Raw genomic sequence first — 15,023 nt, forward strand, 5'->3', positions numbered from 1 at the left:
TCTTTTTTTGTTCACAATTTATGATAGACTTGAAATTATAAGTGAGGTAAATGATGAAAAAATTAGATAAATCATTGTTTAACATCAAAAGTTTGAGTCAATTAATCAAGATTGGTGAAATCTACTATTTTACACAAACGCAGTTACGTGATGTTGAAAATGATACACAACATAGTATTTGGAAACTAGCAGATGGACAAACCAGTTTGATTGCTGAAGATGCATGGGCACCACAAAATGCGAATGGACAGTTAGCTTATCTACAAAAGATTGATGGTGTTGCGCAATTGTTTGTTGCGGGTGAACAAAAAACATTCGAGGCAGCAGGGATTCATCAATACACAGCAAAAGCGGATAATGATCATGTTTATTATCTTACCATGACGGTTCATCAGTCACCAACGCCCATATTATCACAGCGACCAACGCCACGTCGCATTACTGAAAAAAATTATAAAGCTGACGGATATGGTCTCATTGATGAATCAACTCAATATCGTATTACCTATTTAGATATTTCTAAAAATCTGACAACAGTTGTTCTAAAGACTACCACGCGCACGACGTTATTAGATCAATTTGATCATAAATTATTATTGACGCAAACTGATAACATTGCAGGCCTTGGGGAGAGCAATAAAACGTTTTTGTTGGTTAATGGTCAGACAATTGAAGTGAGTCGTGATCTGCCAAATGGGTTAACTATGGATGGGGTGTTTGATCCACTTGGTGAAAAAATCGCACTGATTGCCCATGATGAGCAATATACAAATGCGAGAATTTTTGGTGTGTATCTATATGATATTAAACGAGATACTCTCACACCTATATTTGATTCTGATGTTGATGCTTTGCAAGATACGATGAGTGATGTGGTCTTTTTAAAGAGCGTTCATCAATTGCTTTGGCTAAATGATACGGAAATTGAATTTGTTGCGACTTATCATGGCCACAACCGCCTATATCGTTTGACAACAGATGGTATTTTGACGTTACTAGATGATACGCAACGCGCTATTTTATCTTTTACGTCAGAAGCGCTGATTACTTCTTATACCAATATACCTTCACAAATTGAAAATAGGCAAGGGGAGATTTTGTATCGACCAGATTCAAAAGAGGCGTTTATAATTGCTCAAAAATATCAATTTGCTTCAGAAGACGGTTCGATGGTTGATGGTTGGTTAATGCGCGCGCAACTACAACCTGCACCAACATTATTGTACATTCACGGCGGACCACATGCGGCCTATGCTGATGCTTTCTTTTGGGAATTTCAAATGTGGGTCGCACTTGGATATAATGTCGTTTTTACTAATCCACATGGTTCAACTTCGTATGGTCAAAATTTTGTGAAAAGTGTGATTGGGCATTATGGGGAGCAAGACTATCGCGATGTTATGACTGGCTTTGAAGCGGCTATATCAAAATTTCCTGGTGTGATTGATGCTGATAATGTATTTGTGGCAGGTGGCTCCTATGGTGGTTATATGACTACTTGGATTATTGGTCATGGTCATCGCTTTAAAGCAGCTGTTGCCCAAAGACCAGTCATTAATTGGATTAGTATGTTTGGTACAAGCGACATTGGTTATGATTTTACAAAGACTGAATTAAAATTGGATTTGCAAGATAATAATATTTCAAAATTATGGGCGGCATCGCCATTAGCCTACGCTAAGCATGTACGAACACCTATTTTACTGCTGCATGGTGAATATGACCTACGGACACCTTTGGGACAGTCAGAAGAATACTTCATGGCGATTAAAACACAAACAGATACTCCGATCGAATTAGTACGATTACCTGAGAGTTTTCACGGTGTTTCCAGAAACGGTCGACCAAATCTTCGCATCGCGCGGATTGAAGTTATGAATAATTGGTTTTCTAAATTTAAAAATTAACCCGTTAAAAGCATTTAGCTCAACATGAGCTAAGTGTTTTTTTTGTGAGTCGAGTAGCTTAGCAACGTATGATACTATACTATGAGCTCAAAAACATAAAAGGGGTACAAATTTTGAATAATGATTGATGATATGTTGGAAAAAGCTAAAAGACAACGAGTTAATGATATTTATATTTTGCCAAATGATGATAACAAGTATGTCATCAAGTTTCATCTGAATGGTGGCTTAATTTCTGAAACTAACATGGCAGATGATCATGCAGAAAAATTAATATCAGCAATTAAGTATCGTGCAAAAATGAATATATCAGAAAGGCGTCGGCCGCAGCTTGGCCGTTTTCGTGGTGCACAAGTGTGGATTCGTGTTTCGAGTGTTGGTGATTTTTTGAATCGTGAAACTGTGGTCTTACGTCTTATCTATTCTGAGCAGCATAAGCAACACTGGCTATCTTCAAAGCAATTTGAGCAAATGCAACTTGGTTTACCAGAGTCGGGTTTATTTCTCATCTCTGGGCCGACTGGTTCAGGCAAAACAACGACGCTTTATCACTTGTTGGAAAATATTGCCAACAACAAGCTAGTTTTAACAATTGAGGATCCAGTAGAAATTAGGAATCCTAACTTTGTTCAGTTACAAGTTAATGAAGCAGCTGGGATTGGTTATGAAGCTTTAATAAAAGTTGCTTTGCGGCACCGCCCAGAGATTTTATTAATTGGGGAAATTCGAGATTATCAAACAGCTAAAGCAGTCGTGCAGGCTGCTTTAAGTGGACACTTGGTTGTCAGCACGATACACGCCATGTCGGCGCGAGAAATTGTGTTGCGCTTGCTAGAGTTAGGTGTGGATCGTAATCAATTATTGGCGGCACTAGCGATGGTAGTTTATCAAAGATTAGTGCCAATGATATCAGGGGATCAAGCAGCGATTGCTGATGTGCTCTTTGGCAGTGACATTACGACGGCTACTGGTTTCACAACACAATGGCAGGAGGTTCTTGATGAAGCATGTTTGGCAGGCAAAATTACATCAGCAACGCGAACAACATTTCAGTCGCTTTAAAACAAGTGATCAAGTGCAATTTTTTCAGGAGCTGGGTGACCTATTAGCTTCTGGATATAGCATTGGTGAAAGCATTGATATTATGACAGATGCTCATCAAAAGTGGCATCGTCAATTAAGTGTGATTAGAGATGGACTTCATGAAGGGCAGTCTTTCCCTAGTATAATGTCTATGTACGTGAATCAAAGTATATTGGTTCAGCTGAATTTAGCCCACGAACACGGAGATTTAGCCAATACATTGGTAAAAATGGGGCAAAATTTGGCCCAAATTGCACAACAACAAAATAAAGTAAAACAAGTGATGCGTTATCCGATTATCTTGTTAGCGATACTAGGAACCATGCTATTGGGGCTTAAATTTTTTCTTTACCCAATATTGAATCAATGGCAAAAATCGTCACAAGTAACAGGGGTTTATGATGCTCGCGCCATTGTAATATTAATGATGGCACTCCTACTGATAATAATCATTTGGCAATTTTGGCGGCGTATGAACTGGATAAACAGGCTTAATGTTATGTCTAAAATACCAATAATTAGTTTGATGACTAAAACGGTTGTGTCGTATCAAGCTAGTCAACAAATAGCGTCAATGTTGTCAGGTGGGTTAACTTTACCAGATGTTATTGATGCCATTGCGTTTCAAAATAATCATTCAGCATCAGTCTGTTTAGCGCAAGATGCGCAAAAATTTTTAAAGACAGGAGGACAGATTGACCGTTACATTTTATCTAAGCAATTTTTGAACCAGTCATTGGCCGGTTATTTTATTAGGGGTTATACTCCAAAAACGTTAGCTCGTTACTTAGATTATTACGCAAAAACACAGTTTAAACTGTTAATGCAGCAAGCCGACCGTTTAATCGGTACATTGCAGCCGATTTTTTTTGGCATTATCGGCATAGCAATTATTGGTTTATATCTCAGCATGCTACTGCCAATGTATCATGCCATAGGAGGATTGTATAAATGAAACGTTTTAGAAAAAAACATAGCGGATTTACATTAATTGAAGCAGCAATTGTTTTATTTATTGTTAGCTTACTAATGTTAATTATTTTGCCTAACTTAAATGCACAACGTAAACATGCTGTGACGACTCATGCTGCCGCAATGGTGACAACAGTACAAACACAAATTGATTTGTATCAAAATGATCACCCAGATGACAGTGAGGTGACCATTTCTAAACTAAAAGCAAATGCTTATTTAACTGACAAGCAACTACAAAAAGTGCAAGACCTTAAAATTACAATTGTGAATAATGAAGCTCACCAATAGTGGATTCACGTTGGTTGAGTCATTAATCACATTACTCATCGTTAGTTTATGCTTGGTAATTGGCGCGCAGCCACCAAAGACAGTAGGAAAAAATACAGATCAATGGTTGGCAACGTTTAAAACGAGGTGGCAAAATGCGCGGCTAACTGCTCAGAGTCAAGGCCGTCAGGTAACAGTTATTTTTGATCAGTCTGAGATGTTGATAGACGGTGAGCACATACCTTATCCGCTAAATTATTCAAAATGTGTTCGGCAACAAATAAGTGTTTTGCCAACAGGTTATGTTGCGCCTATAACCATCACGCTTGATGGTTCGCCAAATATCAACATTATTTTCAGTTTAGGAGGTGGTGAATATCGTGTATCTAAAAAATAACCATAGGCAAAAGGGTTTTGTTTTAGCTGAAGCAATGCTTGCATTAAGTCTAATGGGAACTTTTGTTGTGTTTGAATATGATCAATTTCATCAATTTCAAAGACAACATTGTCAATTGAACAAGGAATTATCTACTTTGCAAAAAGAAAAGATTGATGCTTTGGAAGCGTGGCACAATTATGCCAGCGAATAGAGCGTTTACTTTATTAGAATCATTGATTGCCTTGAGTTTGGCAGCATTAGTTATGACAACAATTCAGTTTTTGATACCTCATCTAAGTCAAGTGACTCAACCAGATTACAATACCTCATTTCAAACAACCCTCCATCAACTAGAAATCCAAAAATATAGAGTAAAAGATAATGATAACCATGCTATTAATATGATAAGTACTGACGGTAAAACAATGACATTAGTGGTTAAAAATCATAAATTACAGTTGATTGCTTCAGGCAATGGGCAAATTATCTTAATGGAAAATATTAACGATCTAACTGTCATGGCCTGTGGTAGTCATTTTAAGTTGTCAATAAAGATTAATAATCAAACCATTCGTGGCATATTATTTTTACAGAAAGCGGTAGCGCCATGAGCAGAAAACAAGCATACGTTTTAGTCACTGCAGTAACAATACTAGGCGCGTTGAGCACAGTATTTGTGTTACAAAATATAGCCTTTAATGAACAGTTGCGAGCACAATCAAAATTGATACAGCTGACAAAAATTAATTTGTTGCAAGCACGACTAAGTTTGTCGTATGCAACAAATGGTGATAAGTCATTGACGATTGATAGTATGGTGTCGACAGTCGTTCATCAGGAAATTTGTGTGTCAGTTCATGACCGTTGTGTAAAGGTACCACTGCTTGTGAAATAACCTTGAAAAAGGTTGGAAAACCGTCTAAAATGTTACTTATGACACAAGAAAAAGTTGCACAATATTTTGATGCTTTATCCAAAACGTCAGGTGAGTTATCGCAGGAAATTGATGTGAGTCACATTGATGCGCTAATCGAGGTGATTGATGATATTAATGCTGGGGATGTTCATCGAGAGCTAGGAAAGCCTAGTCAATTAGTTGCGGAAAAAATTGAAGAAGCCATTAAGCTTGATTGGTCAAAATCAAGTGATACTGATAGGCGTAAAGCAGTTCAATTGGCCATTTTGCAGGCTAATCGGCATGATAAGACACCAGCCAACTATCAAATTACGCCAGATGGTATTGGTTATTTACTTGCTAGTTTGATTAACCAAACAGCGGATTTAGTCGATGATGATACGATAATTGATATTGCGGTTGGATCAGGTAATTTGCTATGGACAGTTTCTGAAAATTTAAATTTCCAGTTAAACAAGATTGGAATTGATAATGATGAAACCCAATTGGCTTTGGCTGCAGCAGGAGATGAACTTATTAATCCGCATGCACCAACAACATTTTATCAAGCAGATGTCCTATCATTAGAGGAAACACCTAAAGCTAAAGTTGTTATCGCCGATTTACCAGTAGGCTATTATACCGTCGATGATGATCGGCAATTTGAAACCAAGTCGTCCAATAGGCAGTCGTGGCTACAGAATTTACTTGTCGAAAAATCATTGTCAATTGTTAGTGATGATGGTTGGGTTTATTTAGTTGTTCCTGCCGCATTGTTAAGTGGCGATAATGCTAAAAAATTGTTACAGTTTGTGACCGCGCATACACAATTAAAAGCTTTCTTACAGTTACCAAATGATTTTTTCCAAGATGAACGAGCAGCAAAAGCTATCTTAGTACTGAGAAAAAAATCTAACCATCCCCAAAAAGAGGTCTTGATGGGGCAGTACCCATCTTTAAAAAATCCAAAAAAACTTCAGGAATTTTTGCAAGATATTGAAGCGTGGGTTAAACTGGATAAAGAAGTGCAATAGTCGTATGATAATATTATCAAATTAGTTTTCGTAAGTGCAATAAGTTCAAGAAAGACAGGTAAAAGGAAAAATCATGGCTAAAACAATGGCTGTTAACGCTGGAAGTTCATCATTAAAATTTCAATTATTGGAGATGCCGGCAGAACAAGTTATCGCGCAGGGTGTAATTGAACGAATTGGCATGGATGATGCAATCGTTACAATTAAGTACGGCGCTGAAATTGTAGCTGAACGCTTGGTTGGCCATTCAGATGATGATGAAGACCACATCACAATCACAAAAGATGGTAAGGGCAAAAAGTATGAAAATGTTGTTCCTATCAAAGATCATCAACAAGCTATCAACTTCATGTTACAAAAATTAACAGATTTGGGTATTATTGAAGATTTCCAGGAAATCACAGGCGTTGGTCATCGTGTTGTTGCCGGTGGTGAGTGGTTTAACCATTCTGTTGTTGTTACGGATGAGGTATTGGCCAAGATTGATCGTTTAGCTGATTATGCTCCTCTACACAATCCGGCAAATGCTATGGGTATTCGTGCATTCCAGAAGTTACTACCAGATGCTTTGTCGGTAGCTGTGTTTGATACATCATTCCATCAAACGATGCCAGATGTTAATTACCTATACTCATTGCCTTATGAATACTATACAAGATATGGTGCTCGTAAATATGGTGCTCACGGGACATCACATCGTTATGTTTCTGCGAGAGCAGCAGCAATGCTAGGAAAAGATTTAAAAGACCTTAAGCTGATTACGTTGCACTTGGGTGCAGGTGCATCTATTACTGCGATAAAAGATGGTAAGTCATTCGATACATCAATGGGATTTTCACCCTTGGCCGGTGTTACAATGGCAACACGTGCAGGAGACGTTGATCCATCCCTAGTATATTACATTCAAGAACGCGAAGGTTTGACAAATGATGAAATGTTGAATGTCTTGAATAAAAAGTCAGGGCTACTTGGTATTTCAACCATTTCAAGTGATATGCGTGATTTATTGGATGTTCAAGACACAAATGAACATGCTAAATTGGCAATCAATATCTTTATTAACCGAGTAATTAAATATGTCGGTCAATATGTTGCAGAGATGAACGGCGTTGATGCTATTGTATTTACAGCTGGTATTGGGGAAAATTCAGTGCCTGTCCGTAAAATGATTGTTGATAAATTAAGCTACTTTGGTGTCAAGTTAGACGACGAAAAAAATAATGTTCGTGGTGAAGAAGTTGAAATATCAACATCAGATTCAAAAGTTAAGGCATTGTTGATTCCAACTAACGAAGAATTAATGATTGCGAGAGATGTAGAATCTTTAAAAGCATAATATGATAAAATGGTAAACGGCTAGTGTTTCTAAACACTAGTCGCTTTATTACGTTTGTGAGGTGAAAAGTATGGAGTCGAGAAAACAACGACATCAGCATGAAATTAAGAACGCCGAAGCGCTAGACGCCGGTATGGATCCGTTTGATGATGATTATCAAAATGGTAAAGGTGGGCCACGAAAAATAAAACGTGGGACACGAAATCGTTTTGTGGCTTTGATATTGTTAATTATTATCGTTGTTGGTGTTTTTTTTGGTGGAAAAGCATTGTTTACTGATCAATATGCTGCTTTGAACCCAAAGGATACTACTTTTAAAACGGTGAAAATTGCTTCTGGATCAACTTCAATCCAAATGGCAAATATTTTGCAAAATAAAAAAATTATTAAAAGTGCAAAATCGTTCAACAAATATGCGCAAAAGCAAGGGGCTGCAAGTCTTCAAGCCGGAACGTACAAATTTTCGCCATCTCAAACAGTTCAGCTTATTTATAAACAAATGACTTTAGGGCCAGGGGTAGCACCGCAGTTAGGGAAGGGTTACATCTTGGTGGCAACCGGACAGAGCCAAAGTCAAATTGCCAAAAATGTTGCTGATGAGACTAAGTTATCTAACATTAAAGTTAATAATGCTTTTACTGATAAATCAGTAATTGCAAAAATGAAGATCAAATATCCTGATTTACTAAAAGGTATGGCTTCAGATGATAATCTTTCTGATTATATTTATCCAGCGGCATACGATTTAAATGGTGTTAACACGATTAATGATGCAATTACCCAACTTTTGGCTACTTCTGATAAACAACTTAAACCATATTACAAAGATTTAAATAGCGATGGTATTAACAAAACCGCTGTAATTACTTTGATGGCCACGACAGGAAAAAAAGCATTTGAGCATCGGTTGGCATTTGTTAATAAAATTGCGCCTTATGCACAGACTTTGAGTAAAAAATATGGTATTTTAGCATCCATTTCAATCGCTCAAGCAGCACATGAATCTAACTGGGATAATTCAGTATTATCTTCTAAATACAATAACTATTTTGGTGTGAAAACGCAGGATAAAACTGCGGGTAAATCGGTTGTATTAGAGACGACTGAATATGTTGATGGGCAGCCAGAGACACAGAAAGCAAGGTTTGCTGTTTATAGTGATTGGAAAGAAAGTATGAAGGAGCACGCTGAAACTTTGGTTAATGGTAACACTTGGAATCCTACTCAATTCCAAGATGTCTTGAACGCTAAAAATTACAAAGCAGCTGCTAAAGCCCTTTATAAAGACGCTTATGCGACTGATACGAATTATCCCACGTTAATTATTAATTTAATTGAAACGTGGAATCTACAACGATTTGATAAGTAAAAAACTGCCGAATTTTGGCAGTTTTTTTTAAATATGTTGACGTGCAGCAATTAATTTAGATACTATATCGAGCATAGTATTGATTTCTTGCTCGGTATATTCCTCAAGAATTTTTTGTTCATTGGTTGAAATACGTTGATGAAGCTCAAGATGTAAACGGCCTAATTCTTCTCCTAAGTTAGTTAAACGTAAAGAAATCTCTTTTTTGTTATCTTGAGGATGAAATTTCTCGATTAAAGTTAATTGAGCAAGATGATTAACATATCTTGACAACATACCTTGTGACAAATTAGATGTCTGTTGTAAGATTTTAAAAGTGGTGACGTTGCCGTTGACTACCAGTTGACTCAAAATTTGTAATTCAGAATGTGTGAAACGTTTTTGTGTGGCAATGAAATCCCGTGATTGTTCAGAGCGAGCGTGCTTTAAAAACCATTGTTGTTCTGCGTCGTCTTCACTATGACTGTCTCGTAAAAGTTGTTTTATTTTTTCGAATTGTTGCTGTTTTTCCATTTTAATTACCTGTAATAAATATTGACTTTAAAATACTTAAGTTATATACTTATTTTACATTACCGGTAAACAAAAAACAAATGGAGATAATTACTATGAAAGCAGCAGTTGTAAGAGATTTTAAACAAGGGCCACAATATGAAAAAAATTTTTCCGAACCAAACATTGATGAAAATCAAGTGATGATTGACGTGACAGCATCGGCTTTGTCAAATCGTGCTCGCGGTGACGCGACAGGCACTCATTATGCTGCAGAAGGTATTTTGCCAATGGTACCAGGCGTTGATGGCGTTGGTTTATTGCCGACTGGTGAGAAAGTATTTTTTGTTGGTAACGGTGGATTTGCTGAAAAGGTTGCGATTAAAAAAGGGCATTGGGTCGGCGTACCAATGCAACTAGATGATCAAAAAATCGCTGGTATGATGAATCCTGCTTTGTCGTCATGGATGGCCTTGAAATATCGTGCTCATTTTCAAAAAGGACAAAGTGTTATGATTTTAGGTGCAACTGGTAATGCAGGAATGCTGGCCGTACAAATTGCCAAACGTATGGGAGCAACCGAAATCATCGCAGTTGGACGGAATCAAGATAAACTAGAAGCACTGTTAGATTTAGGCGCTACTGCAACAATACGTCTAACGGATGATGTCAAAGCTTATCAAAATCAATTAGCAGCAGCTGGCCGGCAAGTTGATGTTGTCTTGGATTACCTTTGGGGTGACATTACCGCCAACGCAATGAAAGCTATTATTCCAAATAGAACACATGATGAGCAAGAACTGAAATGGGTTGAAATTGGTAGTATTGCTGGGCAAACGGCACCCATCCCGGGCGCAGCATTTAGAGCTGTTAAGCTACAATTGATTGGTTCGGGACAAGGATCGGTTGGTGTTAAAGATCTGATTCAATCTTTCAATGAAATTATTGCAGCTGAAGTGAGTCAATCATTCGTTTTTACTGTTAAAACAGTTGGCCTATCAGAAATTGAAAAATATTGGGCAATTCCTAGTCCTGAAAGATTGGTTTTTGTACCAAATAATTAATCAATCGATAATACTATCAAATATTAATTAGTCGGAAATTCACCTTAAAACATAGGTATTATGCGTCTTTTTTTGTGGTCGAACGTTAATTGTGATGAAAGGCACAATATCAACGATGAAAACGTTTACAGAAATTAAATTGTAGGCTTGTGTAAACGTTTTCACTAGTGTACAATTAGTAGTGTTAAAAATGATGATTTAAAGCATCACAAATAAGAAGGAGTTTTATCAGTTATGAACGCAGCGATTTTACTGGCTTTGGTGCCAGCATTGGCATGGGGATCAGTTGGACTAGTCAATACAAAAATGGGCGGAACCGCAGGGCAACAAACATTAGGCATGACTTTTGGTGCTTTAATATTTGGATTAGCCACCATGTTTTTCTTTGTGATGCCACGTCACATTGAACTCAATAGTCATATTTGGGTTGTCGGCGTTGTTTCTGGACTTGTGTGGGCAGTTGGAACCGCAGGTCAATTTTTGGCAATTAAAGACTTAGGGGTATCATTAGCTATCCCTTTGTCAACCGCAGGTCAAATTGTGACTAATGCGTTGATGGCTGCAGCTGTTCTGGGTGAATGGAAGACTGGCAAAATGTGGGCGATTGGTGCAGTTTCAATCATCGCTGTTGTTATTGGCGCTACATTGATCTCAGCGCGTGATAAAGCTAAAAATAGTGAGGGCATTGAAGCAGAAGAGAGAACTAAAAGTATGACCAAGGGGTTGATTTATTTGGCAATCTCAACGGCCGGATTCATGTTTTACTTTGTTTTGCCTAACTTTTTGAACAAAATCGGCTATATTTCAGATGCTATCAAGGCGCGTGGCAATGGTGTTGACTATATGACAGCAATTGTTGGCCCACAATCAATTGGACAAGTAATTGGTGCTTTCTTGATTGTGATATTTGTCTTGAAAGAATCTGAAATTATGTTTAAGTTGTCAACTTGGAAAAACATTTTGACAGGTCTAGTTTGGGCAACTGGTAATATTTTCATGTTCATTTCTGCTGCAAATCCTGATATTGGTCAAACAATTGCAACGACGTTTTCTCAATTAGGTATCATCGTGGGTACTTTTGGTGGTATTTATTTGTTGGGTGAGAAGAAGTCAAGCTATCAAATGAAGCTGATTGCGATTGGTACAATATTAGTTGTTATTGGCGCTATCATCATTGGTAATATTAATAGTTTCGCGTAAAAAATAAACGGGCAAACATTGTTTGCCCGTTTTTTAATACAAAAATATGTGTATTTCGTTTGCTTGGTACAAAAACCATATCAATAAATTAAGTCATTATTGATACGATTGATAAAATGGGGCATGCCGGCAATTACTTTTTATATTGTTTTAAATACCGGTTTGCTAGTAATTTATGGAATTTAACGCCAAGTGTTGGATTAGCCTTATCAATATCTTCATACATAGCAGCAATAATTTTGGTCATTAAACGATTGAATTGGTCCATTTCTTCATTTGATAAGACGGTTATGAATTTTGGTACTTCTTGAAAAGAAGATTCAATTTCCTCTCGTCCTTTTGTCGTTAAGCTAACAAGATTGATTCGTCTATCTTTTTCAGATTTGCTCAATGATACTAAATCACGCTTGGCTAATTTTGAAACAAATTCACCCGTAGATTGTGGTGAGATTTCAAGTCGTGACGAAATTTGGCTTTGAGATAAATGATCTTCATCTGCTAAAGCAAGTAATACCTTTCCTTGACCTTCTACTGTCAGTCTTGGTTTGACGTCTTGCACGATATCGTCATATATTTTTGTTAATTGTTCGTATTCGGCTAATTTTCCGGCAATTAATTCTGACTTGATTTTGCGTTCCATAATTGATGTTAACCTCCGCTCAATTATTTTAGTATACACTATTCTACTTGACAAATTAATCAGGGGACCTTACAATAATAATCAAGGGCCCCTGATTAAATGTAGTGAGGTATATGTTATGGAAAATGAAGTAGCGATAAGCGTTAAAAACATTTCAAAAAAATTTGGACAACATGTTGCAGTCAATGATATTAGTTTTGATGTGAAAAAAGGTGAAATTTTTGGATTACTTGGTCCAAATGGTGCTGGTAAGTCCACTTTAATTAATATGATGACTACACTTATGCAACCAGACCAAGGTGAAATTATGATTAATGGTTTGAATACAATTTCTCAAAGTCGTCAGGTGAGATCACAGTTTAGTGTTACTGGGCAAAGTGCAACAATTGATAAAGAACTCAGTGCACGAGAAAATTTGTTTTTATTTGGTAGATTAAACGGATTAAATCATGATTCTGCACATCAACGTTCAGAAGAATTACTAGTCGATTTTGACTTAGTTCAGTCGGCAGATCATTCTGTTTCAACATCTTCTGGTGGGATGTTACGACGATTAGACTTAGCCATTAGTCTGATCGGTAATCCCAGTATTTTATTTTTGGATGAACCCACAACGGGGCTAGACCCGAGAACACGTACACAAATGTGGGTAGCAATTCAAAAATTAGTAAAAAATGGCACCACGGTTCTTTTGACCACTCAATATTTGGAAGAGGCTGATCAGTTAGCGGACAGAATTGCATTGATTGATCACGGTAGGTTAATAGCTGAGGATAAACCAAGTGAATTGAAAAAGCTTGTCGGTGGATTGCAGCTGAAAGTGACTGTTGAGCAGAATGAGTCAGTCATTCCAACGCAAAGTATCATTGAAAAAGTTTTAGGAAAAACGGTTAATGTTGAAAATAGAAATCTAACCGTTATATTAGACAATAATGCTTTTAACAAAGTGTCTGAAATTTTGGACAAAATCCTAGCATCTAAAATCATGCTAAGCAGTTTTAAAATTGAAGCACCATCTTTAGATGAAGTATTTTTATCAATGACAGTGGGTAAAAATTGAGGAGACATATCATGAAAAATCAAAAAAAAGCCAGTATTATGAGCACAACTTTAACAATGGCACATCGGAATTTGCTCAAGACGTGGCATAATCCAGATAATCTGAGTGATGTTATTATTCAACCAATTATCTTCACACTTTTGTTTGGATTTCTTTTCGGCGGTGTGATTGCTGGAAGTGTGCATGCGTATTTGCCAATGCTTGTGTCTGGTATCTTGATTCAAAGCATTCTAAATGCGGCAGCGGGATCGGGTCAGCAATTGCGAGAGGACATTAATAGTGGCATTTTTGATAGATTTAAAACTCTACCAATTTCTGCATTTGTTCCGCTAGCTGGTCAACTTATTGGTGACGCACTTCGATTGTTGTTGTCCGGTTTGATTTCCTTAGGAACAGCGTTTGCAATTGGATGGCGGCCCTCTGTCAATCTAATAATGATTGCTTGTGTCTTAATTTTAGCAATATTTATTGGATGGGCAACTTCTTGGATCTTTGTTTTGGTTGGTTTATTAGTAAAGAATGCAGAATTGATAGGAAGCCTTTCCATGATCATTATATTGGTGATGACATTCCTATCAAATGCCTTTATTCCAATCAGGACATTGCCATTATTTTTACAAAGCATTGTGCAATTGAATCCTGTGACCATAACGATTAGTGCTATTCGGGCAATCATGAAAACAGGTTACTGGAATACTGAAGCAACACTGGTTATCATTAGTGGTATTATCATCATTGCGATTTTTATGCCATTGTCTCTCATGGTGTATCGCAAAAACAATTAATCAACAAAAAAAGAAAGCACGGCGCTTTCTTTTTTTATGGTTATTTTTTAACTTCTAAAATTTGAACATTAATGTTGATGCCGTTTGGAAGTGGCACAGCGACTGTGTCGTTGACCTTTTTACCAATTAATGCAGTTGCCATTGGTGATTCGTTTGAAATTTTACCAGCTAGTGGATCAGCCTCAACGGAACCTACAATTGTATAAGTTTCAGGTTCTTCATCAGGTAATTCTTTAAACGTAACGGTTTTACCTAGAGAAACTTCGTCCTCAGCGGTTGCGTTAGAATCAATGATTTCAACGTTTTCAAGCATCTTTTTAATGGTTTGAATGCGACCTTCAACAAAGGCTTGTTCATCTTTTGCTGATTGATATTCTGAATTTTCAGACAAGTCACCGTATGAACGCGCAATTTGGATACGTTTTGTAATTTCTGGGCGTTGATTAGCAATGAGGTCGTCTAATTCAGCTTGTAGCTTATCACGACCTTCAGTTGTCATTGGATATGTTTTTTCTTCTGACATAAGTGTTTTTCCTT

The 15,023-nt window shown here is 37.1% G+C and carries 18 protein-coding genes; 15 read left to right on the forward strand and 3 right to left on the reverse strand.

What is annotated here, in order from left to right:
• The first annotated feature begins 50 nt into the window (after positions 1-50).
• The 11 genes from ACI3ES_RS02380 to ACI3ES_RS02430 all read left to right on the forward strand — a co-directional run bounded on the left by ACI3ES_RS02380 (position 51) and on the right by ACI3ES_RS02430 (position 9,245).
• The gene (locus ACI3ES_RS02380) at positions 51-1,907 is read left to right on the forward strand and encodes a S9 family peptidase (protein WP_242029644.1); all 1,857 of its coding nucleotides are present in this window, start codon (positions 51-53) and stop codon (positions 1,905-1,907) included.
• Positions 1,908-2,027: 120 nt separating this feature from the next.
• Positions 2,028-2,969, forward strand: a complete 942-nt coding sequence (gene comGA / locus ACI3ES_RS02385) for a competence type IV pilus ATPase ComGA (protein WP_114666405.1) — start codon at positions 2,028-2,030, stop codon at positions 2,967-2,969.
• Positions 2,908-3,945, forward strand: a complete 1,038-nt coding sequence (locus ACI3ES_RS02390) for a type II secretion system F family protein (protein ID WP_317212017.1) — start codon at positions 2,908-2,910, stop codon at positions 3,943-3,945. Before comGA ends, ACI3ES_RS02390 begins: the two co-directional genes overlap by 62 nt.
• Positions 3,942-4,253: a competence type IV pilus major pilin ComGC gene (gene comGC / locus ACI3ES_RS02395; RefSeq protein WP_004910189.1), complete on the forward strand. Its 312-nt coding sequence runs from the start codon at positions 3,942-3,944 to the stop codon at positions 4,251-4,253. Before ACI3ES_RS02390 ends, comGC begins: the two co-directional genes overlap by 4 nt.
• On the forward strand, positions 4,237-4,629 hold the full coding sequence (locus ACI3ES_RS02400) for a prepilin-type N-terminal cleavage/methylation domain-containing protein (RefSeq protein WP_036066195.1): 393 nt from the start codon (positions 4,237-4,239) through the stop codon (positions 4,627-4,629). The genes comGC and ACI3ES_RS02400 overlap by 17 nt, the downstream gene beginning before the upstream one ends.
• The gene (locus ACI3ES_RS02405; RefSeq protein ID WP_114666406.1) at positions 4,613-4,822 is read left to right on the forward strand and encodes a hypothetical protein; all 210 of its coding nucleotides are present in this window, start codon (positions 4,613-4,615) and stop codon (positions 4,820-4,822) included. The genes ACI3ES_RS02400 and ACI3ES_RS02405 overlap by 17 nt, the downstream gene beginning before the upstream one ends.
• Entirely contained in the window at positions 4,809-5,222 is a 414-nt protein-coding gene (locus ACI3ES_RS02410) for a competence type IV pilus minor pilin ComGF (RefSeq protein WP_114666407.1), read from the forward strand. Before ACI3ES_RS02405 ends, ACI3ES_RS02410 begins: the two co-directional genes overlap by 14 nt.
• On the forward strand, positions 5,219-5,506 hold the full coding sequence (locus tag ACI3ES_RS02415) for a hypothetical protein (protein WP_114666408.1): 288 nt from the start codon (positions 5,219-5,221) through the stop codon (positions 5,504-5,506). Before ACI3ES_RS02410 ends, ACI3ES_RS02415 begins: the two co-directional genes overlap by 4 nt.
• A 38-nt stretch (positions 5,507-5,544) precedes the next feature.
• On the forward strand, positions 5,545-6,540 hold the full coding sequence (locus tag ACI3ES_RS02420) for a class I SAM-dependent methyltransferase (protein ID WP_114666691.1): 996 nt from the start codon (positions 5,545-5,547) through the stop codon (positions 6,538-6,540).
• Positions 6,541-6,613: 73 nt separating this feature from the next.
• Positions 6,614-7,876 (forward strand): acetate/propionate family kinase, encoded by a 1,263-nt coding sequence (locus tag ACI3ES_RS02425; protein ID WP_114666409.1) that lies wholly within the window; start codon positions 6,614-6,616, stop codon positions 7,874-7,876.
• A 70-nt stretch (positions 7,877-7,946) separates the two neighbouring features.
• Positions 7,947-9,245 (forward strand): endolytic transglycosylase MltG, encoded by a 1,299-nt coding sequence (locus tag ACI3ES_RS02430; protein WP_114666410.1) that lies wholly within the window; start codon positions 7,947-7,949, stop codon positions 9,243-9,245.
• A gap of 27 nt (positions 9,246-9,272) precedes the next feature.
• On the opposite strand, the gene ACI3ES_RS02435 is transcribed toward ACI3ES_RS02430, so the two are convergent.
• On the reverse strand, positions 9,273-9,758 hold the full coding sequence (locus tag ACI3ES_RS02435; RefSeq protein WP_114666411.1) for a MarR family transcriptional regulator: 486 nt from the start codon (positions 9,756-9,758) through the stop codon (positions 9,273-9,275).
• Positions 9,759-9,853: 95 nt separating this feature from the next.
• Between ACI3ES_RS02435 and ACI3ES_RS02440 the strand changes: the two genes are divergently transcribed.
• Entirely contained in the window at positions 9,854-10,801 is a 948-nt protein-coding gene (locus tag ACI3ES_RS02440) for a zinc-binding alcohol dehydrogenase family protein (protein WP_114666412.1), read from the forward strand.
• 234 nt (positions 10,802-11,035) lie between these two features.
• Positions 11,036-12,001, forward strand: coding sequence for a GRP family sugar transporter (locus ACI3ES_RS02445; RefSeq protein ID WP_004910148.1), 966 nt, complete (start codon positions 11,036-11,038; stop codon positions 11,999-12,001).
• 133 nt (positions 12,002-12,134) lie between these two features.
• Here the strand turns inward: ACI3ES_RS02445 and ACI3ES_RS02450 are convergent, their stop codons facing one another.
• Positions 12,135-12,641 carry a MarR family winged helix-turn-helix transcriptional regulator gene (locus ACI3ES_RS02450; protein WP_004910145.1) on the reverse strand — a complete coding sequence of 169 codons (507 nt, stop codon included), beginning with the start codon at positions 12,639-12,641 and terminating at the stop codon, positions 12,135-12,137.
• A 118-nt stretch (positions 12,642-12,759) separates the two neighbouring features.
• Here ACI3ES_RS02450 and ACI3ES_RS02455 point away from each other — a divergent pair, with 118 nt between their 5' ends.
• The gene (locus tag ACI3ES_RS02455; RefSeq protein WP_407632015.1) at positions 12,760-13,701 is read left to right on the forward strand and encodes an ATP-binding cassette domain-containing protein; all 942 of its coding nucleotides are present in this window, start codon (positions 12,760-12,762) and stop codon (positions 13,699-13,701) included.
• A gap of 11 nt (positions 13,702-13,712) precedes the next feature.
• On the forward strand, positions 13,713-14,486 hold the full coding sequence (locus ACI3ES_RS02460) for an ABC transporter permease (protein WP_114666414.1): 774 nt from the start codon (positions 13,713-13,715) through the stop codon (positions 14,484-14,486).
• Between the two features lie 40 nt (positions 14,487-14,526).
• On the opposite strand, the gene greA is transcribed toward ACI3ES_RS02460, so the two are convergent.
• Positions 14,527-15,009 carry a transcription elongation factor GreA gene (greA, locus tag ACI3ES_RS02465; RefSeq protein ID WP_004910137.1) on the reverse strand — a complete coding sequence of 161 codons (483 nt, stop codon included), beginning with the start codon at positions 15,007-15,009 and terminating at the stop codon, positions 14,527-14,529.
• Between the last annotated feature and the right edge of the window lie 14 nt (positions 15,010-15,023).

Source organism: Leuconostoc falkenbergense (assembly GCF_045801155.1).
Taxonomy (GTDB): Bacteria; Bacillota; Bacilli; order Lactobacillales; family Lactobacillaceae; genus Leuconostoc; species Leuconostoc falkenbergense.